Genomic DNA, 18,675 nt, shown 5'->3' on the forward strand with positions numbered 1-18,675 from the left:
GATCTCAAAAAACGAATGCGTCGCCCAACAGGCTGAGGGCGTGTCCGAACGGACGGGAGGAGGATTCGGAAAGTCCCGACGTGGTCGCCAAGGGCGAAATTGTGGCCTTCGCTGCGGCCGTTTGTTGCGCCGCTCCACGCTCTGTGGCCTGCGCTTTCGCCTGAGCAAGTTCGAGCGCGGTACGCTGACCGGATGCCTGGTCCGTCGTCGCCTGCACGACCGTGTCCGGCAAGGCGCCTTCGCCCGGAAGCCCCGGTGGCAATGGCACGGCTACATGCTTCGCGGCCTCGATCGCCGACATCGGCAGCGGCGGCGGGCCGCTTGCCGATACCCGAACTCCGGCATTTGCCGATCCCGTCACGAAAATACGTGCCGGCAACACGAAATTCCGCAACTGGAGAACGTCGAGCGGACCGCCGCCGGCTTCGCTGCGCAATTGCACCTTGAGCGAGATACCCTGACTCGTGTCTGGCGTCCAGGTCAGCAAATAGCGTGCGTTGTCCTGCTGTACGACCTTCGCGCGCTCCAGCAACCGAACGAGACCGAAGCGCCCCTGCGAATCGAGTGCGGTGCGCAACCCACCTTGCTCCGTCTGCCATTCAATATGCGACAGGTTCTCGAGCGACTGCCCCGGCCATTCGAACGGTGTCCATTCCTGCTTCTGGTTGAAGTAATGCAGTTCGCGGCCGGACAGCACGAATCTCATATCGGTGACGCCCGGCGTCGGCTCGGCCCGCAGTTCGTAACGCACACGTGCGTCACCCGACGGGAACAGGACCGTCGACGTACGCATGAGCTTGTTCAACCCGTTGAGGAACACCGGATCGATCGTCAATGCGCCGGAATCGGTACCTTGCGAAGCGACCCATCGGTCGCCCTGCCGTTCGACGACACCGGCCAGCTGCGACGTCACGAACTGCGCGATCACGCCGCTATCCGGCCGCATGAAGCGCGCCATCTCGGGCAGCGATGCGTCGTTGTCGGAATCCGCGAACGGATAGCGGCCGCCGAATGTCTTGTTCCAGTCGGCAAGGATCGCGGTACGCCAGATTTCGTTCAAGCTCGACGCGGCCGGCTGCACGATGACTTGCCAGGACTGGTCGAACGGTGCGCGGAACAGTGCTCCGAAGCCGGACCATTGTTCACCGAGACTCGCGGCGACACGGCTCGCGTAATCGCGGCTATCGGCAATATCGGATGTCTTGCCTTGCAGCACGGATTGAGCGGCCAGACGCGCGATTGCGTCCGGATCCGGACTGGAGACGATCTGCGATGTCTTCAGGCGCATGGCCGTGATCCGCTCGAGGTAGCGTGCCAGGCTCAGGTCGCCGGTTGCGGCCGGCGATGTGTTCCCCTTGCCGCCGGGTGGCGCGCCTGAAACGAGATCGCTGCCGGTCAGACGCACGATAGGGCCGAATGTGGCGGCAAGCGGTGCGAGCTGACGTTTTGCCTGCTTCGACGGATCCTTTTCGTCTGCGCCAACCAGTTGCTGCGCCTTGCTGAGCAGCGTGTCGGACAGCGACTGAGCGCTGGCTCCCGTGCCCGCCTGATAGACGATCGCATTCATCAACGCAACGAGCGGCGAGCGCTGCGGATCGCCCAGCAGCGTCAACTGGTCGGCAGTGGCCGACAGCGTCGGTGCAGGCTGCCAGCGCAGGCTGTTGAGGAAGAGCGCCCAAGCGCGCGCGTAGTCGTCGAAATAGCGCTGACGCAGTTCAGCCTTCAATGTCGACGGCGATGCGTTGGCAACCTGGGTGTCGGACAGCACCCAGTCGCCCGCCACATCGCGTTGCTCGCCCGCTTCGTCGATTGCCTTCGAGATCCGCTCGTCCCACGCAGCACGTGTGAATACGCCGGGCACGGTTGCCGTCGTACCGAACAGGCCTCGGCTCGTTGCGCCGCCAGCAGAGGATTGCGACGCCGTGTCGCCAAGTAGCGTCGCGAGCGAGAGCGGCGGGTATTTCGGTGTGGCTTCGTCGATGATCTGCTGGTAGATCGCGTCCCCGGAGTGCTGGATGCCCCGGACACCGATGATCGTCTGGCGGGTCGACGCAATCAGGTTGCCGTCCGGGGCAATCGCAAGTGCGGCTTGAGCGGATGCAGCGCCATCGCCAACGTGGTTGGCGAAGAACGCGATCGCTTGCTGACGCAGGTCCTCCCAACCGCCCTTCGACAGTTGCGAATGGGTCGGGTGTTCAGGGGCAGACGTTGCGACGAGTTGCGGTATCAGGAACGTAGCCACGGCGCGCTCCGGTTTGGCAAGCATCATGTAGGTCTTGAGTGTGTCGTAAGCAGCCTGTACCTGCGCATCGCCGCCACTGGCGATTTCTGCGTCGGACAGCGACGCCAGCTGATGCAGCCTCGCTTCGAGCTTCCGGCGGATCGGGTTGACGAGGATGCGGTTGGCGGCATCGGCGTAGTAAGGCCAAAGGGCGCCGAGCAGCGCGTGGTCGCGGTTCAGGCCGAAACGGGCGCTCCACGGAGCGCCGTCGCGCTGACGGACTTCGAGCGTATCGATCTGGCGGCCGAGGCCGTTCAGGGTTTGCAGGGCCTGCGCGCCGTCCCGCACGGAGGAGAGCTTCACGACCGTGTCTGCCGCGCTCCGGAAAGTCGCGCGATCGGCAAATCCGGACAGCATCGTGCCGACGATCCAGCAGCCGATCAGACCGGCTGTGAGCCAAGCGGCCACCGTCGACAGCGAGAAGCCAACGCGGTAGCCGTGAATCCTGCGGCTGTGCTCAGCGACGGTTTGCCAGATCGTACGGTGTGACGGGCCGACCGGTTGGTCGTCATCGTTCGCGTCGGCGGGCACGGGCGGCGCCAGTTCCCGTTCCGTGAACAACGGCGCGAACAGGAGGCCGTGGACCGCGTGTCGCCACGTACGCGACTGCGAGGTTTGCAGCACCAAGCCTGTTAATGCGTTGCGAAGGTTCGAAATGTGCTGTGACAGCTCTGCAGGATAGCGGTCTCCAGAATCCTTCGCCAGGCGTGCGACGCCAGCATCGGCCAGGTTGGCGGTGAGGTTCCGCAACGACACGTCGATTGCTTCCGTGCTGACGTGCGCGTTGGACCAGGTGAAGCCGCTCGTCTCGTCGGGACTCGACGCGTCGCTGCCGAAATCCGTCACATTGAGCAGATAGGTCGGCGCGGCCCAGCGCAGCGCGCGCGCGTGGCGCGCGAGCCGCTGAGACAGATTGTCGGTGTCAAACGGCGCATTGGACACACTGCGGTTACGCGTTATCGCGACAACCGCGTCGACCGGACGACGGCGGCGCAAGCGGCGAATCTGGTCGAGCCAGTCGGCATCGAGCGCACTGCTCGTTTGCTTCGCGTACAGCAGGACCGTGTCGCCGGTAATCGCAAAACCGGTGTCGACCAGACCCGGCGCCAGACGCTTCACGAGCGGCTCATCTCCGGCAATCAGCACCCATCGTTCGCGATAGCGCCAGCGCCGGCCATGTCGATCCTGTAAGGCATCGCGGAGCACAGCAGCGCGGTCGGTTTGTTCCGGTAGCGGGTCTTTAGCGTTGTGGTCTACAGACGCTGCGCGCCGGCCGGCGTCGTATCGGGCAAGCCAACGGGAAGCTCTCAACGACGCGATCCACAGCAGTACCCCTTCTAAGTACTTGACCAGCAGGACCACCACCAGCATGGCCACACACAGCGAAAGCTCGACGATGATCCGGGTATCTCGAGACCATCCGTAACGAGGGCCTTCCACCCATACCGCGATACCGAGCGCGAGGAACACGATGACGGCGGCAATGCCAATGAAGAGGCCTGCCGGACGCGTCTTGTTGTCGTTCTTGTTGTCGTTCATGTCTGTTTTCTGCACACGAGGGCGATCAGATCCTTACCTTCACCACACAGCACCATTTGCGTCTCACCCGTTGTACAGGCACTTTCTGCGGCAAGGGCGACGGCCAGCCACGGTCCCGCGCCCGAACAATCGCCCACTAACGTTTCGAGTACATTCCAACGCGTCGCTTCCGAAAGTGATGCGACTTGCCGAACTACACCCACACTTTCATCGGTCAGACCGTGTGCCCACACTGTGCTCAAACGGTCGCGCGAAGCACGCCCCCAACGGGCAGCCAGCCCGAGCGTCCGGGCGGCGGCGTCGAACGAGTCTTTGGCAGGACGATGCAACCACAGTGCGGCGGAATTTACCTGTGAAGCAAGTCGTGGTTGCCCCACGAGCAGGGCTACGCCCGCCTCTGCAACACCACCTGACAGGACGGCACTAATGGCGTCACGAAGTTCAACGGCAATGAGCAGGTGAGCCGTATTGGCGTCCGACTTATCAAGCCAGGCGTCCGTTCTAAAGAGCGAGGACGCATGCTCGCCCGGCTTGAGGTTCACCTTTAAAGCCGGCACCCGTTCGGCAATCAATTCCCGTATGCGGGCTTCGACCGCGTCGGATTTCAGCCTGGATTGATGATGGAGTTCGACCTGGAGCTTCGCTCGCTGCGGAAGAGCGCTGAGTTGCGGCAGGACAGCGTCGATCAAGCGTTCAAGCAGCCATGAACATACCGCGTGATGGCGAGCATGCTCCGCTAGTTCGTTGCCGGGGTGAAATGGCTGATCGGGGATGTCGAGCCAACGTGCATGAACTTCACTATCCGCGACTGCGCCGCTCGGCCGTGTCGAAAGCTCAGTGCCGGTCAGAATGCCGTTAAGCGAGTTCTCCGCATCGTCCTCGGCAAAACACCACGCGTGACCCAGTATCGCCAACGGTCTACTTGCTAATGCATGGCACGATTGTTCTGCGTCGTCGCTGACGCGGTTCGTCGCAATCGCCTGATTGCGGCGGACGTAACCGTATCCTAGCCATGCGAACAGCAAGAAAGCCCACACGAGAAAGGGGTAACCCGCGACGCAGAACCAGAACCCTGGCGTGTTCGTTGGACGGACGGTCGGCCAGAGCATGATCGCCAACCCAGCCCCCACGGCCATGACGAGCCCCAGCAGGACCGCCCAGACGATCATCGAGACTTGAGGCGGCGGTGGGACATCGACCCGCGGCGGCACGCGCTTGAAATCAACAGGCATCGCTTACCGAACCCGAGCTCCGCTGAACGAGGCAATGAGTTCAGCCCCGCATCGCGTGTGATCCCCGTCGCGCGACAGCGGCGTGGTGCCATCCTTCATTCTGCCGCTGCCTTCGACGATTTCGTTGTCGCCGTGAATCGGACATGAAACCTTGTCGCCGATACGGGCGGCCCGGCGCCCCTTCACCTTGATGCGATCGGAACCGTTCAGAATCTTGCCGCCGTGGCTCGTTGCGTCACCTTCATATACGAGATTTTTCACCTTGAATACCTAGATAAGAAATTAAAAATCGACGATTCAATTACCTGTGGAGCACGCACTCACATCTTCACAACGAATCCATCTATCGATAATATTTTCTTTATTCCGACGATACATTAACGCCATAAACCCCTGCGACAAGCTAGATTTATTCACCAATACCGAATCACCTTGCACAAGGTAGAATCTGGTAACTGATGATTTATCGGGTTTTCCATAGAGATACGCCTTCTTGGAAATCACTGCATGGACGGCCCAGGCGCCCGACTCAACTGACGCTACGTGGATAGATACGCCACTCCGGTCACTGCAGGATCTCCTTCAGTTTGGCGGCGTTTTCGGTGTCGCCATCCTCCCGCAGTTGGACAAGTAGTTTCGAATAAGCGCTTCTGTTACCTGAATTCGGTGGGTCGCACGCAAGCAGATTGCCAACTGCGGTACCTTCCGCCAGATAGGCTAGGATTGGTGGCTGTGAAACTTGGTATCCACTTTTATATTTCGATGCGTAAACAGCATAGGTGTCGGCTGCATTAGGTGGATTATCGAAGATCGGTTCAATGTTGATGGACCACTGGTGAGGCGGGTGCCACTCTCCACCACAGACGGTATCCCGCGCCACATGCACAACGCAACCGTCCTTCGTACGTAAGAACGCACACAGATACTCGGTATGCACAGACACACCGCTGGAATCGTCGAGATCTCCTTCGGCAGAAAAGCTCACGATCAAGTACTGCCTGTCCGGAGACAGGCTGTTGGCGCCGGGCTTGTAAAATCTCAATCCCTCATCGAAGGGGCTAAACGTCGTGCCATCTGGGCGTTGAAAGCGTAGCGATCGGTAGACGTTGTGCCCACCATTGGCGTACTCTAAAACACTTGATTCACCCAACACACTTTCCTGGGCCTGAACGCAGACAGACAGTACTGCCAAGAGCATCAATATTGACTTATTAATCATTTCTGAGTCCCATCTCAGATCGCGAAGTTAGTTACAACCTTACCGAGCAAATCCGATCCTTTCACATCCACCCTCCCATCAGAAGGGTAATGACTGCCACCGAGACTGTTCGATAAATTTCCATAACTGCTCAGACGGAAAATTCAAAAGAGGCGCTACACTCGACCTCGCCAATCTTTACACCCCGTCAATCATCTACGCCACTGACAGGCGAAGCTGTTCTTAATCCGCGAAATATTCGCTGATTAAGTTGTTGATACATTCCCTGGGAACACATGTGATTCGATACTAGGCGGCCATGCTTTTTCACATACACCCCGCTTGGCGACCCTTGATAAATCACATAATCGTACCCCCCAGTTCTGAATTTTATATGAGTGAAATTTAAATTTCCGGCCGAAATATCGCTTATCGTCATTTCTGTTCCGGGAGGATTCGGACTCTTCGGAAATTGCAACTCAACGCGCCCCGGCAATCCATACCTATACTGCACATATCCATTATTAGGAGAAATATTTCCCGATGCGCACAACGAAACCAGCTTTCCGCCAACCGGACAACTGAAGTAAATTTCCTCATGCGGTTGGCACAATGTAATTTCTTCTGCGCGGGCCATCTTCCCACTCAAAAAAATAAAAACCCCAATAAAACCGAGAAACGCCCGTGGCGATCGATAATTCAATTGAAATCTCCGCGATCGTTTATCTCATCGAAATTTTTAACGCGCTTGCCGTAGCTGTCAGTGTTTTTGTTCACAATAGCGGTAATCGCATTAACCTGATCAGATGTAGCACCTCGGTCAGCAATCTCCGGAAGGCCTCGCGCAACCCAGAAATATGCTGCCGATCTGACGGCATATTTTGACTGCGTCAAGAGATCGGGGTTTTCTTCGAAATTAACATCATCCTCAGGCCACTCAGCTTGGTGTTTTTTGTTCCAGCCATTGAATTCCCGATAATTCGCTCGCCCAGTAACGTGCTTCATGCCCCTCCCTCTATATTTCCATCCATCGCCGCTATCATTATCTCCATTGCCCAATTCAGCGCGCCCACCATATGCTCCATTCGCAATAATCTCAAAATCTTCCTGAGTCATGTGAGACCCGTCAGCCTTAACTCCCTTTTTCTTCTCATACCCGTGCGCTCTAGCTATCTTCGGATTTTTTTTGAAGTATGAAAAATTTTCTATGAGAGCTTCCGCCCTCCAGACAAATCCCTCCTCGAGAGTTAAAGATGCGCCTGTCTCCTGCCTCACCTGAGCGAAGAAGTGCGATCTACGAAGAGGTGAATTCAGTTTATAAACTTCAATATGTGCATTTAATTCATCAACCACGCCCTGAAGAATTTCCGCGTGAGCGCCTGGAAATATTCGCTTCATCATTGCCACGGTGAACTGAAACTTCCCGGCAATAAAATTACTGACAATGCCCAAAGGATGACCGTGGAAAACCTCCGGCCCCGGGAAGCCCGGCACCCCGGCCTTCACTTCATCCCACCACGCAAGCTTATCGATTCGCTTCTGCTCTTCCTCGTGCTGCGGCTTGGGACCCGTCTGCTTCTCCAGTTCAGCAATCAGCTGCTTCCACTTCGACGGATTCGCCCACTCACTTTCGTGCTTGACGATCAGCCGGGACGCCGTGTGCATTAGCCACGGATATCCACCACGCTCGGTCTGCGACAGTGTGCATAGTTCGTCAGCCGCCTGCTTGCCATCACCCTTCGTGAACAGGGCGTCATACACCTTGAGCATCAGCGGGCTGAGATTCGAGCGCGCAGAGACGTCGGCAACATTGGCGCCGCTCACATAATCAACCCACTTCGGGGTTGTCGCAAAGATTGTATGCGCCGGATCATGGGCATCAGCCACACACTCGAAGCCGATCCACTTCTGCGCGAATTCCCGCGTTACCCGGCCACCAGGGTGGTTGAAATCGCACACCCAGCCGTCGATCGATTCACCTTGTGCGTTCACGCCTTCAACGCGCCACCAGTTCACCGGGTAGCCCGGATTGGGGTTTGGCTTCGGCTCAGCGATTCGTCGTTGGGGATCACGAGCCAATTCGGCAAGCGAATACACCTGGACAGTGTCTGTCTTTCTCGACTGCGGGTCAGCGCCAGGGACAAATTTCTTGTCCTGGCGTTGATGTAACACCGTGCCCGGTGCAATCCGAAGAATCGTCGGCTCGGAAGGCAGGCCCAATGCCGACCAGTCCTCCTTGTGCGGGCCGTGTTGATCGACCCACGCTCGACCTTGCTCGAGGAACGACTGAATACTGTCGTCACAGAACACCTCGATGTGCGCCATCCTCGTGCCGGACGTGCATTCGTTCAGCGAATCGTAGCGACCGAGATGACCGATCGGGTCGCCCGCCTTGATCGGAATCCCACCTCTGATTCCTCGCGAGTCTCCCGACTGACCTACTTGTTCGGTCATGACGACCACCCGGTCAAACGTCGAATCCGGGAAGACCTCCTCGACGAGCGGCCCGCCGTTTTCCTTGCCCAGAAAAACCCAGCCGCCGACACCGCTGCTCGGCTCAACATAGCCGCCGGCCTCCGGTGCAAGCAACGACGCGCCATGCAGATCCGTCACTTGCCCCCAGTTCTTCTCCCGTTTGCCGATGCTAACGCTTGCCCCCTGCGGCAGGATGCCAAGGATTTCGCCGCGCGGGTGGCTTTTGCGGACCCGCAACCCTTGCAGTGAGGAATCCGGGACCTGACCGTTGCGGCCCGGCGACGGTTTGTCCTGCGCATACTGAGTAACCCGCCACTGTCGCAACCAATACGCCGGCTTGCTCCGCTTCGGGAAATTGGCGTAGTCCTCCAGCGACATCAGGTGCATGTACAGGCTGTAAAACGTCAGCTTCGCGCCCCGCGGGAACTCCATCGTGTGCTGCACCAGAGCAAAGCCCGTACTGTACGGTGCCTGAACCAGTGATTCGCTTCCCACCTCTCCGACTTCGCTGATCGAATAGGTTTTGTTGGCGCGAAATGCGATCAGCACGCCGTCGGCGATGCAGCGCAAGCCCGCGTCAAGATCCAGAGATTGTCCAGCGCCCGCCTCCGTGACATGAATGCCGCCATGCCACATCCCCTTGCGACTGACGAGATACGTCCCCGACGGCTCACGCTCGGCAAGCAGGCGGTAGATTTCGTGCTCATCCGTGAATTGTGCGGAAGCCTCATTCTTTCCCTTTCCCTTCCGCAGGAACGGAAAGGCGAACGGCAACGGCTTCAGCTTGGCCGGTGCCGGCGCGGGGGATTGCGGCTTCTTCGGTGCGGGTGGGTTTGCCATGGTTGTCCGTTACTCAGAAAATCCGAAGTTCGTTGCACTCCGCACGTCGTTGACGGGCGCCGCGGCCCAAGTCGGGAATTTGAAACTACCGCCGTCAGGAGCGTCGATCGTCAAATTGCCCTTAACCTCGATCTCTCCGGCCGGACTCCCGATAATGATCTTGCCACCCGAGAGCTTGATGTAGGCACCCGATCCATCGCCGAGCGTGACACCTTTGCGGCCGGTGATGATCACTTCGCCATCCGAAGAACTGACCGCCATGTCCTGCATCGACATCAGTTCCATCGCATCGGACTGTGCTTGAACCTGGACCTTGCCCTTCGCGGCGTAGATGCGAATCCCGAGCTTCGCCGCAAAAAGTGAAATTGCCTCGCCTGCCGCCACCGCGATTCGCTTCATCACGCCGATGTCGAGTCCATCGCCTGCGGTCACAAACATCTGCTTGCGTGCAGCAAGTTGCATCTGCTGTCCGCTGGCGAGCCCGACGCCGTCGGGGGCCGTGGCGACGAGGACGGGCTTCTGCAGCCGCTTGAGCTTTTGCTCGATCAGTACGCGCTGTTGATCGATGTCAGCCTGCAGGGCTTTCGCAGCGTTCGCCGAGTCGTTAAGCGCATTCAGGATTTGTTCGGCCTGCTCGAGCGTCGTCTCGGCGTCCTGCATGGCGAGCTGCTGGCCCGCGGCGCCTGGCTGTCCTTCCGCAGTCACCAACACACCCTTCGATCCTCGAATCGCCGCCGGCCCGTCGGTACGCAACTCGGCACCCCGCCCGCGATCCTTGCGATCACCGTCAACCATGTGGCCGAGGTTCAGCTCACTCACCTGGAACGGCGTCGTCAGATGGACGTGTTCGACACCTTCCTTGTCCTCCATTCGCAGCTCGTTTTGAGCTGCGGTGCGGATCAGATTCCGGGTATGGTTCTGGCTGGTGACAAGATCTGGATGCAGGCTGTCATGCATGGCCCCGATGATCACCGGGCGGTCGGGATGACCCTGCGTGAAGACGACCGCCACTTCCGCCCCGTCGATCAGCGGGAAGTGATGCCCGTAGTTGTCGCCGCTATACGGTTTCGCGAACCGCACCGGCCGGCTGGTGCCGCCCGGGCTCCATTCGTCGAGATCGAACGGGAGCTTGATCACGTACCAGCCCTGCTCCGTCAAGTACGCGTATTTGTAATCGCCAGGTGATGTAATCCGGGCCGGCAGGATCCCGTCGATGACTGGTTGCTCGAACGATGCAACCGGCATGCGCCATACGCGGCTTGACGGAATCCCCTCGAAGGTCACCCAGTACGACTGGTCGCGCCCGCCTTGCGACTCCACCGCCGTGACGAAAATCCCGTGCTTCGCGTCGGCCGGATGCGGCGCCAGTCGCATGACTTCGCCCGCTTCGAGCCAGAACGGATTGCCGGTACCCCTGAAGGTGATCTGGTTCGCCAGGTATTCCTCGTGGCGCCGACGGGCGAAGCTCTTGCCCTCTTCCGGCGTCTCGTAGTGCTCGCCCCACTGGTAATCGATGCCGCTCGTCGTCTTGTCGTCGCGCGCGGCATTTTCCTCGACCAGCAGCGACACACCCGCCTCACGGTGGTTGTAATCGTGCAGGCGGACGGCTTCCGGCACGCGCCGGGTCCGCTTCTCGAGCGTCTTGATCGCGTCCATGCCCGAACTCTCGAGCCCCGAATCACGCGGGTATGACACGGTGCGCTGCTTGCGTGCATAGGCGTCCAGATCGTCGCCAAACACGAGCACCGCATAATCCTTCTGCTGCTCCCAGCGAAACCAGAGCCCTTCCTCGGCGCAGATCCGCTGAATGAACGAAAACGTCGTTTCGTGATACTGCGTCACGTACTCACGGCGCTTGTACTGAGCGCGCAACTGGAACTGGAAATCGACCCCGGCCCGGTAGCCATAATGGCGCAGCGTGTCGGTCACGATCTCCTCGATCGACTGCTTCTGGAACAGCCGGCTCGTCACGCCCCGGTTCAGATCGGCGAGCTTTGGCTCCAGTCGGACCCGATAGTGCGTCTGATCGGCCGAGGTGTCGAGCTCGTCGAACTCCGTAATGACGCCGTGGATCTTGTAGGCCGGCGGCATCTTGCTGAATTGCTCTGCGCCCTCGCCAAACATTCTGCGTAGATAGTCCATGTTCGGATCGACCGGCGCGGCGATGAATTTTGCCGGGCGGCCGACCACCTGCTCCATCGGAATACCGGCTACTGGGCTCGTGAATTCGATATCGTAGCGGTACAACTCGCTCACCGCGTCCCGGCCCGCGAAGCGGAGCACGGACGTCGGCGCCGGATGCGGCGACAGCTTCAATTCATAAGCCTGCGTAGGCAAAATCATCGACATCGACTCTCTCGGTTGTGCAAACACACGGCACCGCCGGGGTACCCCTCCACACCCCGGCGGCTCGCAGACAAACGTCGGATCAGTTCTTGGCCTTCGGCATCTGCGACACGAGCGACAGCCCGATATCCATCCCTTCGACCTGGAAGTGCGGGACGATGAACAACTTGATCCGGAAGAAGCCCGGGTTATCCTCGATATCCTCGACCGTGACCTTCGCCTCGCGCAGCGGATGCGACGCCTGCAGCTCGTCACCCGGATCCTTCATCTCGGTCACGAGACCCTTGATCCAGCCGTTCAGCTCGAGTTCGAGCAGGCGGCGATCCTTGGTCGTGCCGATGTTTTCGCGCTGGATCAGCTTCAGGTAGTGCGCGATGCGCGACAGCAGGAAGATGTACGGCAGCCGGGCGTTGATGCGGCTGTTCGCGGTGGCTTCCTTGGTCTCGTACAGCGCCGGCTTCTGCGCCGAGTTCGCGGAGAAGAAACACGCAAAGTCGTGGTTCTTGTAGAACGACAGCGGGATGAAACCGAGATTCGCGAACTCGAATTCACGGGTTTCCGGGATCAGCACTTCGGTCGGGATCTTCGGCTGGTAGCCGGTGCCGAGGTCGTACAGGTGGACCGGCAGATCCTCGACCTTGCCGCCCGCCTGCGGCCCGCGAATCTGCACGCACCAGCCGTTGCTCACGAAGCTGCGCACCATGTTCGCCGCGAACGCGAACGACGCATTCATCCACAGGTACTTGTCGTGATCGGGGCCCTTGACGGCCTCCTCGTAATTGAACGCACGCACCGGCGCCGTGTCCTTGCCGTACGGCAGACGGCCGAGCACGCGCGGCATCGTCAGGCCCACGTAACGCGCATCGTCGGTATCGCGAAAGCTCTTCCACTTGATGTATTCGGCGCGATCGAAGTAGTTGCCGATGTCCTGGATAGCAGCCACTTCCTCCATCGACTGCTTGCCGAAGAATGCCGGCCCGACCGAGCCGATGAACGGCATGTGCGCGGCGGCGGCCACCTTCGAGATGTTGCGCAGCAGCGCGATGTCCATCGGCGAATTCGCGAACTCGAAGTCGCTGATCATCGCGCTGATCGGCTGGCCGCCCGGCGTGTCGTATTCCTCGATGTACGTCAGTCGGTACAAGCCGCTCTGGATCAGTTCCGGCGTATCCTCGAAGTCGCGCTGCAGCGCGTCCTTCGACACGTCCAGCACTTCGATGCGCGCGTTCTTGCGGAAATCGGTGCGGCTCACGAGCATTTTCAGGCCGCGCCAGCGTGCTTCGAGTGCCTGGAATTCCTGCGTATGCATCACGGCATCGAGCTGGCGGCTGATCTGCCGGTCGATCTGGCCGATATGGAAATCGAGCAGCGACTTGTCGAGACGGTCCACCGGCTGGCGCGCGTTCGCGACGAGTTCCAGGAATGCGCCCATCCCGCGCGCGATGCGCTCATCGGCCGACGCCTCGGACAGCATGTCGTTGTCGCGGAATGCCTCGAGCGGGCGCGCTTCGCTGATCGGCTTCAGGTTGATCTTGCTGCACAGCGATGCATAGACGCTGTCGATATCCCCGTGCGGGGCATCCAGCACGACCGTTTCGGTCGCGCCGGTCTGCTGAGTTTCAGTGGATTTCATCTCGGGTCCTGTCTGCGATCGAATCGCTACGATGTTGCGGAATGCGCTGAACGCGCGTTTTGCCCAGCGGCGTTCACGCATGCCCTTCCGGCTGCGTCGCGGCGGTCGCGATCTGTGCGAGTTCGCCGCGCAGCTTTGCGGACAGGCGATCGTCCTTCAGCACCTTCTCGAACTCGCGACGGAACGTGCCGTTGTCGAGCAGGTTGGATTTGAGGTCGCGCAGCAGATTGCGCATCGCGAGGAGCGCCTGGAGCTCGGGAATCTGGCGCGCGACCTGCTCGGGCTCGAAGTCCTTGATCGACCGGAACGACAGGTTGACGGGCAGTTCCGAACCATCGCCGGCCAGCGTGTTGTCCGCGGCGATTTTCAAATCCGGCGCATAGTCGGCCAGGACGGCATCGAAGTTGTTCTTGTCGATGTTCACCTTCTTGCGCTCGGCGAGCGGCGCCTGCTCACGACCGGCACTGAAGTCGCCGGCAACCAGCAGCTTCAGGGGGAGCTCGACCTTTTTCTGCGCACCGCCCGTATGCAGATCGAGGGTGATCGACACCCGGCTCTTCGGGATCTCTCGTTGAAAGCTATCCAATTCGTTCTCCTTATCTCAGGAAGCTTGAAGACTCCGCGACACGCACCCACGACTCACGGGTGCTCCGTCGTCCGCACCGCCCATGCCGAACCCCGCAACGTGCATCGACGAACGACCGAGTCGGATATTCGCGGCCCGATATCCGACTCAGGCGGCAAAAAATATCATGGCCTTTATCGACGAGTAAACCCGGAATGCAAAAAATCCAAAATTAACGACGATACGATTTTTTATAATGAGATTCAGCCTATTTTTGCCCGACCTCCCGACGCAACCCGAAGCGTGCGCACACCATCCGTGACTGCTATCCAATAAAATTTATAGAACCGTATAAGCAATTGATTCTTATAAATAAATTCGAACATACCAAGGGCGAAGAATCTTGATAAAAAACCGCACCACACAACCCGAACGCCGAAAATAAAACCCGCCCGCATAATCTCAAAATAAATACATCATTTATCTCAATTAATCGACACTATTTTCAACAAATTCCAATTACCCGGGGTATACGAAATCGGAAAACGATGTATAGAATCGGCGCCTCATAATTCCTGGATCATTACGACCACACCATGCGGATCGACAAACCGCTCTGGCATGAAGGGCTGATTCTTACGCAGCAGCATTTCCAGCAGCAGGAACGCTGGAACGGGTTCGCTATGCAACAACTGGCATCAGCAATCGCCGTTGCGCCATGGGGAACACTGGGCGTCGACGTCGACGAAGAGGCACTGGCCTCCGGTCGCCTGAAGCTCACCCGGATGCAATTGCGCTTCCCCGACGGCACGCCGATCGACACGACCGTCGCCGATGCGTTGCCGCCTGCGCGCGATCTCGCCGGCGAAATTCCTGCCGATGCCCAGACGATCGACGTGCTCGCCGCGCTCGCGTTGCCCGATGCGAACGGCAGCAACTGCCGCTTCGACGAAACGGCACTGGCCCGCCCGCGTCGCGCGTATCGCGAGTTCGTCAAGGTGACGGATCTGAGCGGCGCAGGAGAGGCCGAAATCGCCGCCGAGCGCCACGCCGTGCGGCTGTTGTTCGGCTTCGAATCGCATGCGGACGACACCGTGTGCGCGATCGCGCGCCTGAATCGCACGACGAGCGGCCGTTTCCAGGTCGATCGCGACTTCGTTCCGCCATGCCTGACGTTGTCCGGCCACGCGCTGCACATCGAACGCACCCGGCGTCTCGCCGATATCCTCGCTGCCAAGAGCGCGCTGCTCGGCGCACGGCGCAGCGAGCGCATCGAGCAGGTGGCCGAATATGGCGTGGCCGACGTCCAGCTGTTCTGGCTCCTGCACTGCCTCCATCAGGCCTGGCCGCAACTGCGCTTCCTCGCGTCGCATCCCGGGCAACCGACCGATCGCCTGTATCAGGTGCTCGCCCAGTTGGCCGGTTCGTTGACCACCTTCTCGACGCGCGTCGCACTGACCGACATTCCGCCCTATGACCATGCACGCGCTCACGATGTTTTCGCGACGCTCGAATCGCTGATTCGCGGCCTGCTCGACACGATCATCCCTTCGCGTGTCGTCTCGATCGGGCTTTCGCATACGACACCGACCACCTGGGTCGGACAGTTCCTCGACGAACGCATCGTCGAGGGCGCGGCTGACTGGTATCTGTCCGTCAACGCAACGCTACCTGCGTTCGAACTCGTCGAACAGTTTCAGCGCCTGTGCAAGATCGGCGCGCCGGACGACGTCGAACACATCGTCAATTCCGCCGTGGCGGGCATCCCGCTCAAGGCGGTACAGCGGGTGCCCGGCGCCATACCGGTCCGGCTGGACAACCACTATTTCGCGCTCGATGCGCATGATGCCGCGCATGCGAGAATGCTCGCCGCTCGCGCGTGCCGGATCTATCTGCCCGCGTCGATTTCCGACGCGTCGATCGAACTCTATGCGGTGCTGCGCTGATGAATGCCATCGTCTCCACGCGTCACGAATCCGCGCTACTCGCGCGGGAGCCTTCGTCCGGTCACTCGCCTCAACCTTCGATGCGTGCATTGCTGCGCGATACGGCGCTACTGGTCTCCCATCTGTCGAATGGCGGCCAGATCGACAACCACGAAAGCCTGCGCCAGCAGTGCATGAGGCTCGTCGCGCAATTCGCGACTGCGCTCGATGCGCAAGGGGTCGCCGCCGACATACGGGACGACGCCGTCATCGCGCAGTGCGGACTGGTCGACGAAGCCGCACTGCGATATCTGTCGGCCTCCGACAAGGCACGCTGGGAGCAGAAGCCGCTGCAGGTCGACCGGTTCGGCATTCACGACGCAGGCACGCGCATTTACGAACGGATCGAACACCGGATGCGAGAACCCGCACCGAACGTCGATCTGCTCGAATGCTACGCGGCCGTTCTCGGCCTGGGATTCCGCGGCTGCTACGCTGCCCGCTCGGGTTCGTCTGCGGATGCCCATGACGGTGAAGCGAAGCGCCAGGCATTGATCGCGGCACTGGCGGCACGGATCGATCAGTTGCGCCCGGCCGCCATGCCGGGATTCGTCACCGATCGCACGAACACGCGCCTGCTCGACCGGTTCAGGCATCTTTCGCCATGGGCGATCGCGGGTACGGCCTGCGTCATCGCGCTACTCGTGTGGTTCGCATGGGATCGCATCCTCGATGCGGAACTCGCACAACTCGCTCAGAAAGCGAAACGACCGTGAAGTCGGATACGGATCTCCCGCCCGCAACGACACGCGCCGATTCCGACGCAGCACGCGCAGCGCTGGCCGGCCTCGGCTATCCGTTACGCACGGTCGTGACGGTTTCGGCCTCACCGGCGCTGGCCATCATCGGATGGGTTCTCCCCGTCGACCGCGGCGTCATGTGGGGACTGGTTACGACGGTCATCGTGTTCGCCATGCTAGTCGTCTGGCTGCATTCGCGCAGCATGGCTCGCACCCGCGAACGAAACGTGCACGCGATCGCACAACTCGGCGCCGCGACCGCCGACCTGCCTGTCGCATTGCGTACGAAAATGCCGCTCTCGCTCGTCGTTGGCGACGGTTTGCCCGCCCTGTTCGATCGCGACATGGCTCAATCGCGTTTCGTCCACGTCGGTGACGGCGCAATCTGGTTGCGAGCCGACCGGCCCCAGGATCTTCCCCGTCTCGCCGTCGCGGTCCGCCAGTGGCGCGACGGCCACGCCCCCGATTGTGTCGTGCTGTCGGTCTCCCCGTCCCTTCACGCGAACGACGGCACGCTGTCGCAGACGCTGCGCGTGATCCGGCAGGCCGTCGCCGATACGTCGCGCATGCTTGGCATGTCGTTGCCAGGTTACGTTGCGATCTATCAACGACTCTCGGACACGAGTCTTGCCGCGATGCCGGCAACCGGCGAATCGTCTTCCCGGTGGTATGGCCTGTCGGCTGGCTCGCCGATCACGAAAATGCACCGCTTCGACACAGCAATCGATGCAGCCGAAACGGATGCCCTCCATGCCGACGGAAGTCCGCAGGCCGCAGCACGCGCCGCCGGGCTTGCGTCGATGATCGGATGGACGCGCCGGATCGTGTTCGACACGCTGACGGACCGCCGCCAGCCTGCGTCACCCTGGCCATTGTTCGGCGCCGGCTGGATCGACCATGGTCCGGCGACTGGACCCGGCAAACCGTGGGAACGTGAAGTTCGCGGCCTGACGGGTATCGCCCCGGCCGCACTATCTGCGTCGCCGCTGCCCTGGCCATTGCCGCAGCCGCTGATCGACGCGATGCCACGCCGATCGTGGCGATCGTCACGCATCACCGCCGTCGCACACGTCATTGCGATCGTTGCCTGCGCGGCAATCGCCGCCATCTGCGGAGCCGCGAAGAACAACGATGTGTTGATGACCCGCATCGGCGAGCACCTCGACCGCTACAACCGTATCCCCGCCACGCAGGACGCCGCGAAGCGCGACGCCCTCCGGTCCCTTGCATCGGACCGCGATCAGCTCGACCGATATGCGCGTGTCGGCGTTCCGCTTCGGCTGTCGTTCGGCACCTATCACGGCGCACCATTGCTGCCGGCTCTCAATGAGGCGATCGCCTCCTACGAACCGCCCCCGCCGCCGCCCGCCGTCGTCACGCTGGACAGCATGTCCCTGTTCGACAGCGGCAAAGCGCGGCTCAAGACGGGCACCACGCGCGCGATGGTCGATGCGCTCGACCTGATCAAAGCCCATCCCGGCAAGCGCGTACTCGTCGCCGGCTATGCGGACGATCAGGGCCGGCCCGACCGCAACCTGAAGCTGTCGATCGAGCGAGCGTCGGCCGTGCGCGACTGGCTCGTCGAGGCATCCGGCATCCCGCCGACACAGTTCGCGATCCAGGGCTACGGTGATACACGGCCGGTCGCGGATAACGCCACGCCGGAAGGACGAGCAAAGAATCGCCGGGTCGAGATCACGCTCGTTCCCGATACACTGGTGCCAGCCGTCCCGACCGGTGCCACGAAATAACACGCGTTTGGGTTCCCGAGGCAGTCGCCTCGGGTTTGTCAACGTCGGAATCCGGTTCCGGCGATTCGCAGTACGAAGAAGAAGGAGTGA

General features: G+C 60.5%; 12 protein-coding genes. 3 read left to right on the forward strand and 9 right to left on the reverse strand.

The genetic code is table 11. The annotated features are described in order from the left end of the window. Positions 1-4: 4 nt before the first annotated feature. The 9 genes from B7G54_RS20290 to tssB all read right to left on the reverse strand — a co-directional run bounded on the left by B7G54_RS20290 (position 5) and on the right by tssB (position 14,130). Positions 5-3,820, reverse strand: a complete 3,816-nt coding sequence (locus B7G54_RS20290; protein ID WP_085040698.1) for an ImcF-related family protein — start codon at positions 3,818-3,820, stop codon at positions 5-7. Beyond that, a complete protein-coding gene (locus B7G54_RS20295) occupies positions 3,817-5,052 on the reverse strand; it encodes a hypothetical protein (RefSeq protein ID WP_085040699.1) in 1,236 nt (411 codons plus the stop codon). The genes B7G54_RS20290 and B7G54_RS20295 overlap by 4 nt, the downstream gene beginning before the upstream one ends. Before the next feature lie 3 nt (positions 5,053-5,055). Beyond that, the gene (locus tag B7G54_RS20300) at positions 5,056-5,313 is read right to left on the reverse strand and encodes a PAAR domain-containing protein (protein WP_085040700.1); all 258 of its coding nucleotides are present in this window, start codon (positions 5,311-5,313) and stop codon (positions 5,056-5,058) included. 304 nt (positions 5,314-5,617) lie between these two features. Beyond that, positions 5,618-6,271, reverse strand: a complete 654-nt coding sequence (locus B7G54_RS38700; protein WP_133059195.1) for a hypothetical protein — start codon at positions 6,269-6,271, stop codon at positions 5,618-5,620. A gap of 187 nt (positions 6,272-6,458) precedes the next feature. After that, complete coding sequence (locus B7G54_RS38705; protein WP_133059196.1) at positions 6,459-6,953, reverse strand: hypothetical protein; 495 nt, start codon at positions 6,951-6,953, stop codon at positions 6,459-6,461. Further along, positions 6,950-9,565 (reverse strand): glycoside hydrolase family 19 protein, encoded by a 2,616-nt coding sequence (locus B7G54_RS20305; protein ID WP_085040701.1) that lies wholly within the window; start codon positions 9,563-9,565, stop codon positions 6,950-6,952. Before B7G54_RS20305 ends, B7G54_RS38705 begins: the two co-directional genes overlap by 4 nt. A 9-nt stretch (positions 9,566-9,574) precedes the next feature. Next, a complete protein-coding gene (locus B7G54_RS20310; protein ID WP_085040702.1) occupies positions 9,575-11,914 on the reverse strand; it encodes a type VI secretion system Vgr family protein in 2,340 nt (779 codons plus the stop codon). Between the two features lie 79 nt (positions 11,915-11,993). Next, positions 11,994-13,544: a type VI secretion system contractile sheath large subunit gene (tssC, locus tag B7G54_RS20315; RefSeq protein WP_085040703.1), complete on the reverse strand. Its 1,551-nt coding sequence runs from the start codon at positions 13,542-13,544 to the stop codon at positions 11,994-11,996. 73 nt (positions 13,545-13,617) lie between these two features. Continuing rightward, entirely contained in the window at positions 13,618-14,130 is a 513-nt protein-coding gene (gene tssB / locus B7G54_RS20320) for a type VI secretion system contractile sheath small subunit (RefSeq protein ID WP_034185094.1), read from the reverse strand. A gap of 575 nt (positions 14,131-14,705) precedes the next feature. Here tssB and tssK point away from each other — a divergent pair. From tssK to B7G54_RS20335, 3 genes are all read left to right on the forward strand, one after another. After that, positions 14,706-16,055: a type VI secretion system baseplate subunit TssK gene (gene tssK / locus B7G54_RS20325; protein WP_085040704.1), complete on the forward strand. Its 1,350-nt coding sequence runs from the start codon at positions 14,706-14,708 to the stop codon at positions 16,053-16,055. A gap of 80 nt (positions 16,056-16,135) precedes the next feature. After that, positions 16,136-16,810: a DotU family type IV/VI secretion system protein gene (locus tag B7G54_RS20330; protein WP_085040705.1), complete on the forward strand. Its 675-nt coding sequence runs from the start codon at positions 16,136-16,138 to the stop codon at positions 16,808-16,810. After that, positions 16,807-18,585, forward strand: coding sequence for an OmpA family protein (locus B7G54_RS20335; protein ID WP_244289388.1), 1,779 nt, complete (start codon positions 16,807-16,809; stop codon positions 18,583-18,585). Before B7G54_RS20330 ends, B7G54_RS20335 begins: the two co-directional genes overlap by 4 nt. The last annotated feature ends 90 nt before the right edge of the window (positions 18,586-18,675 follow it).

This window comes from Burkholderia puraquae, assembly GCF_002099195.1.
Taxonomy (GTDB): domain Bacteria; phylum Pseudomonadota; class Gammaproteobacteria; order Burkholderiales; family Burkholderiaceae; genus Burkholderia; species Burkholderia puraquae.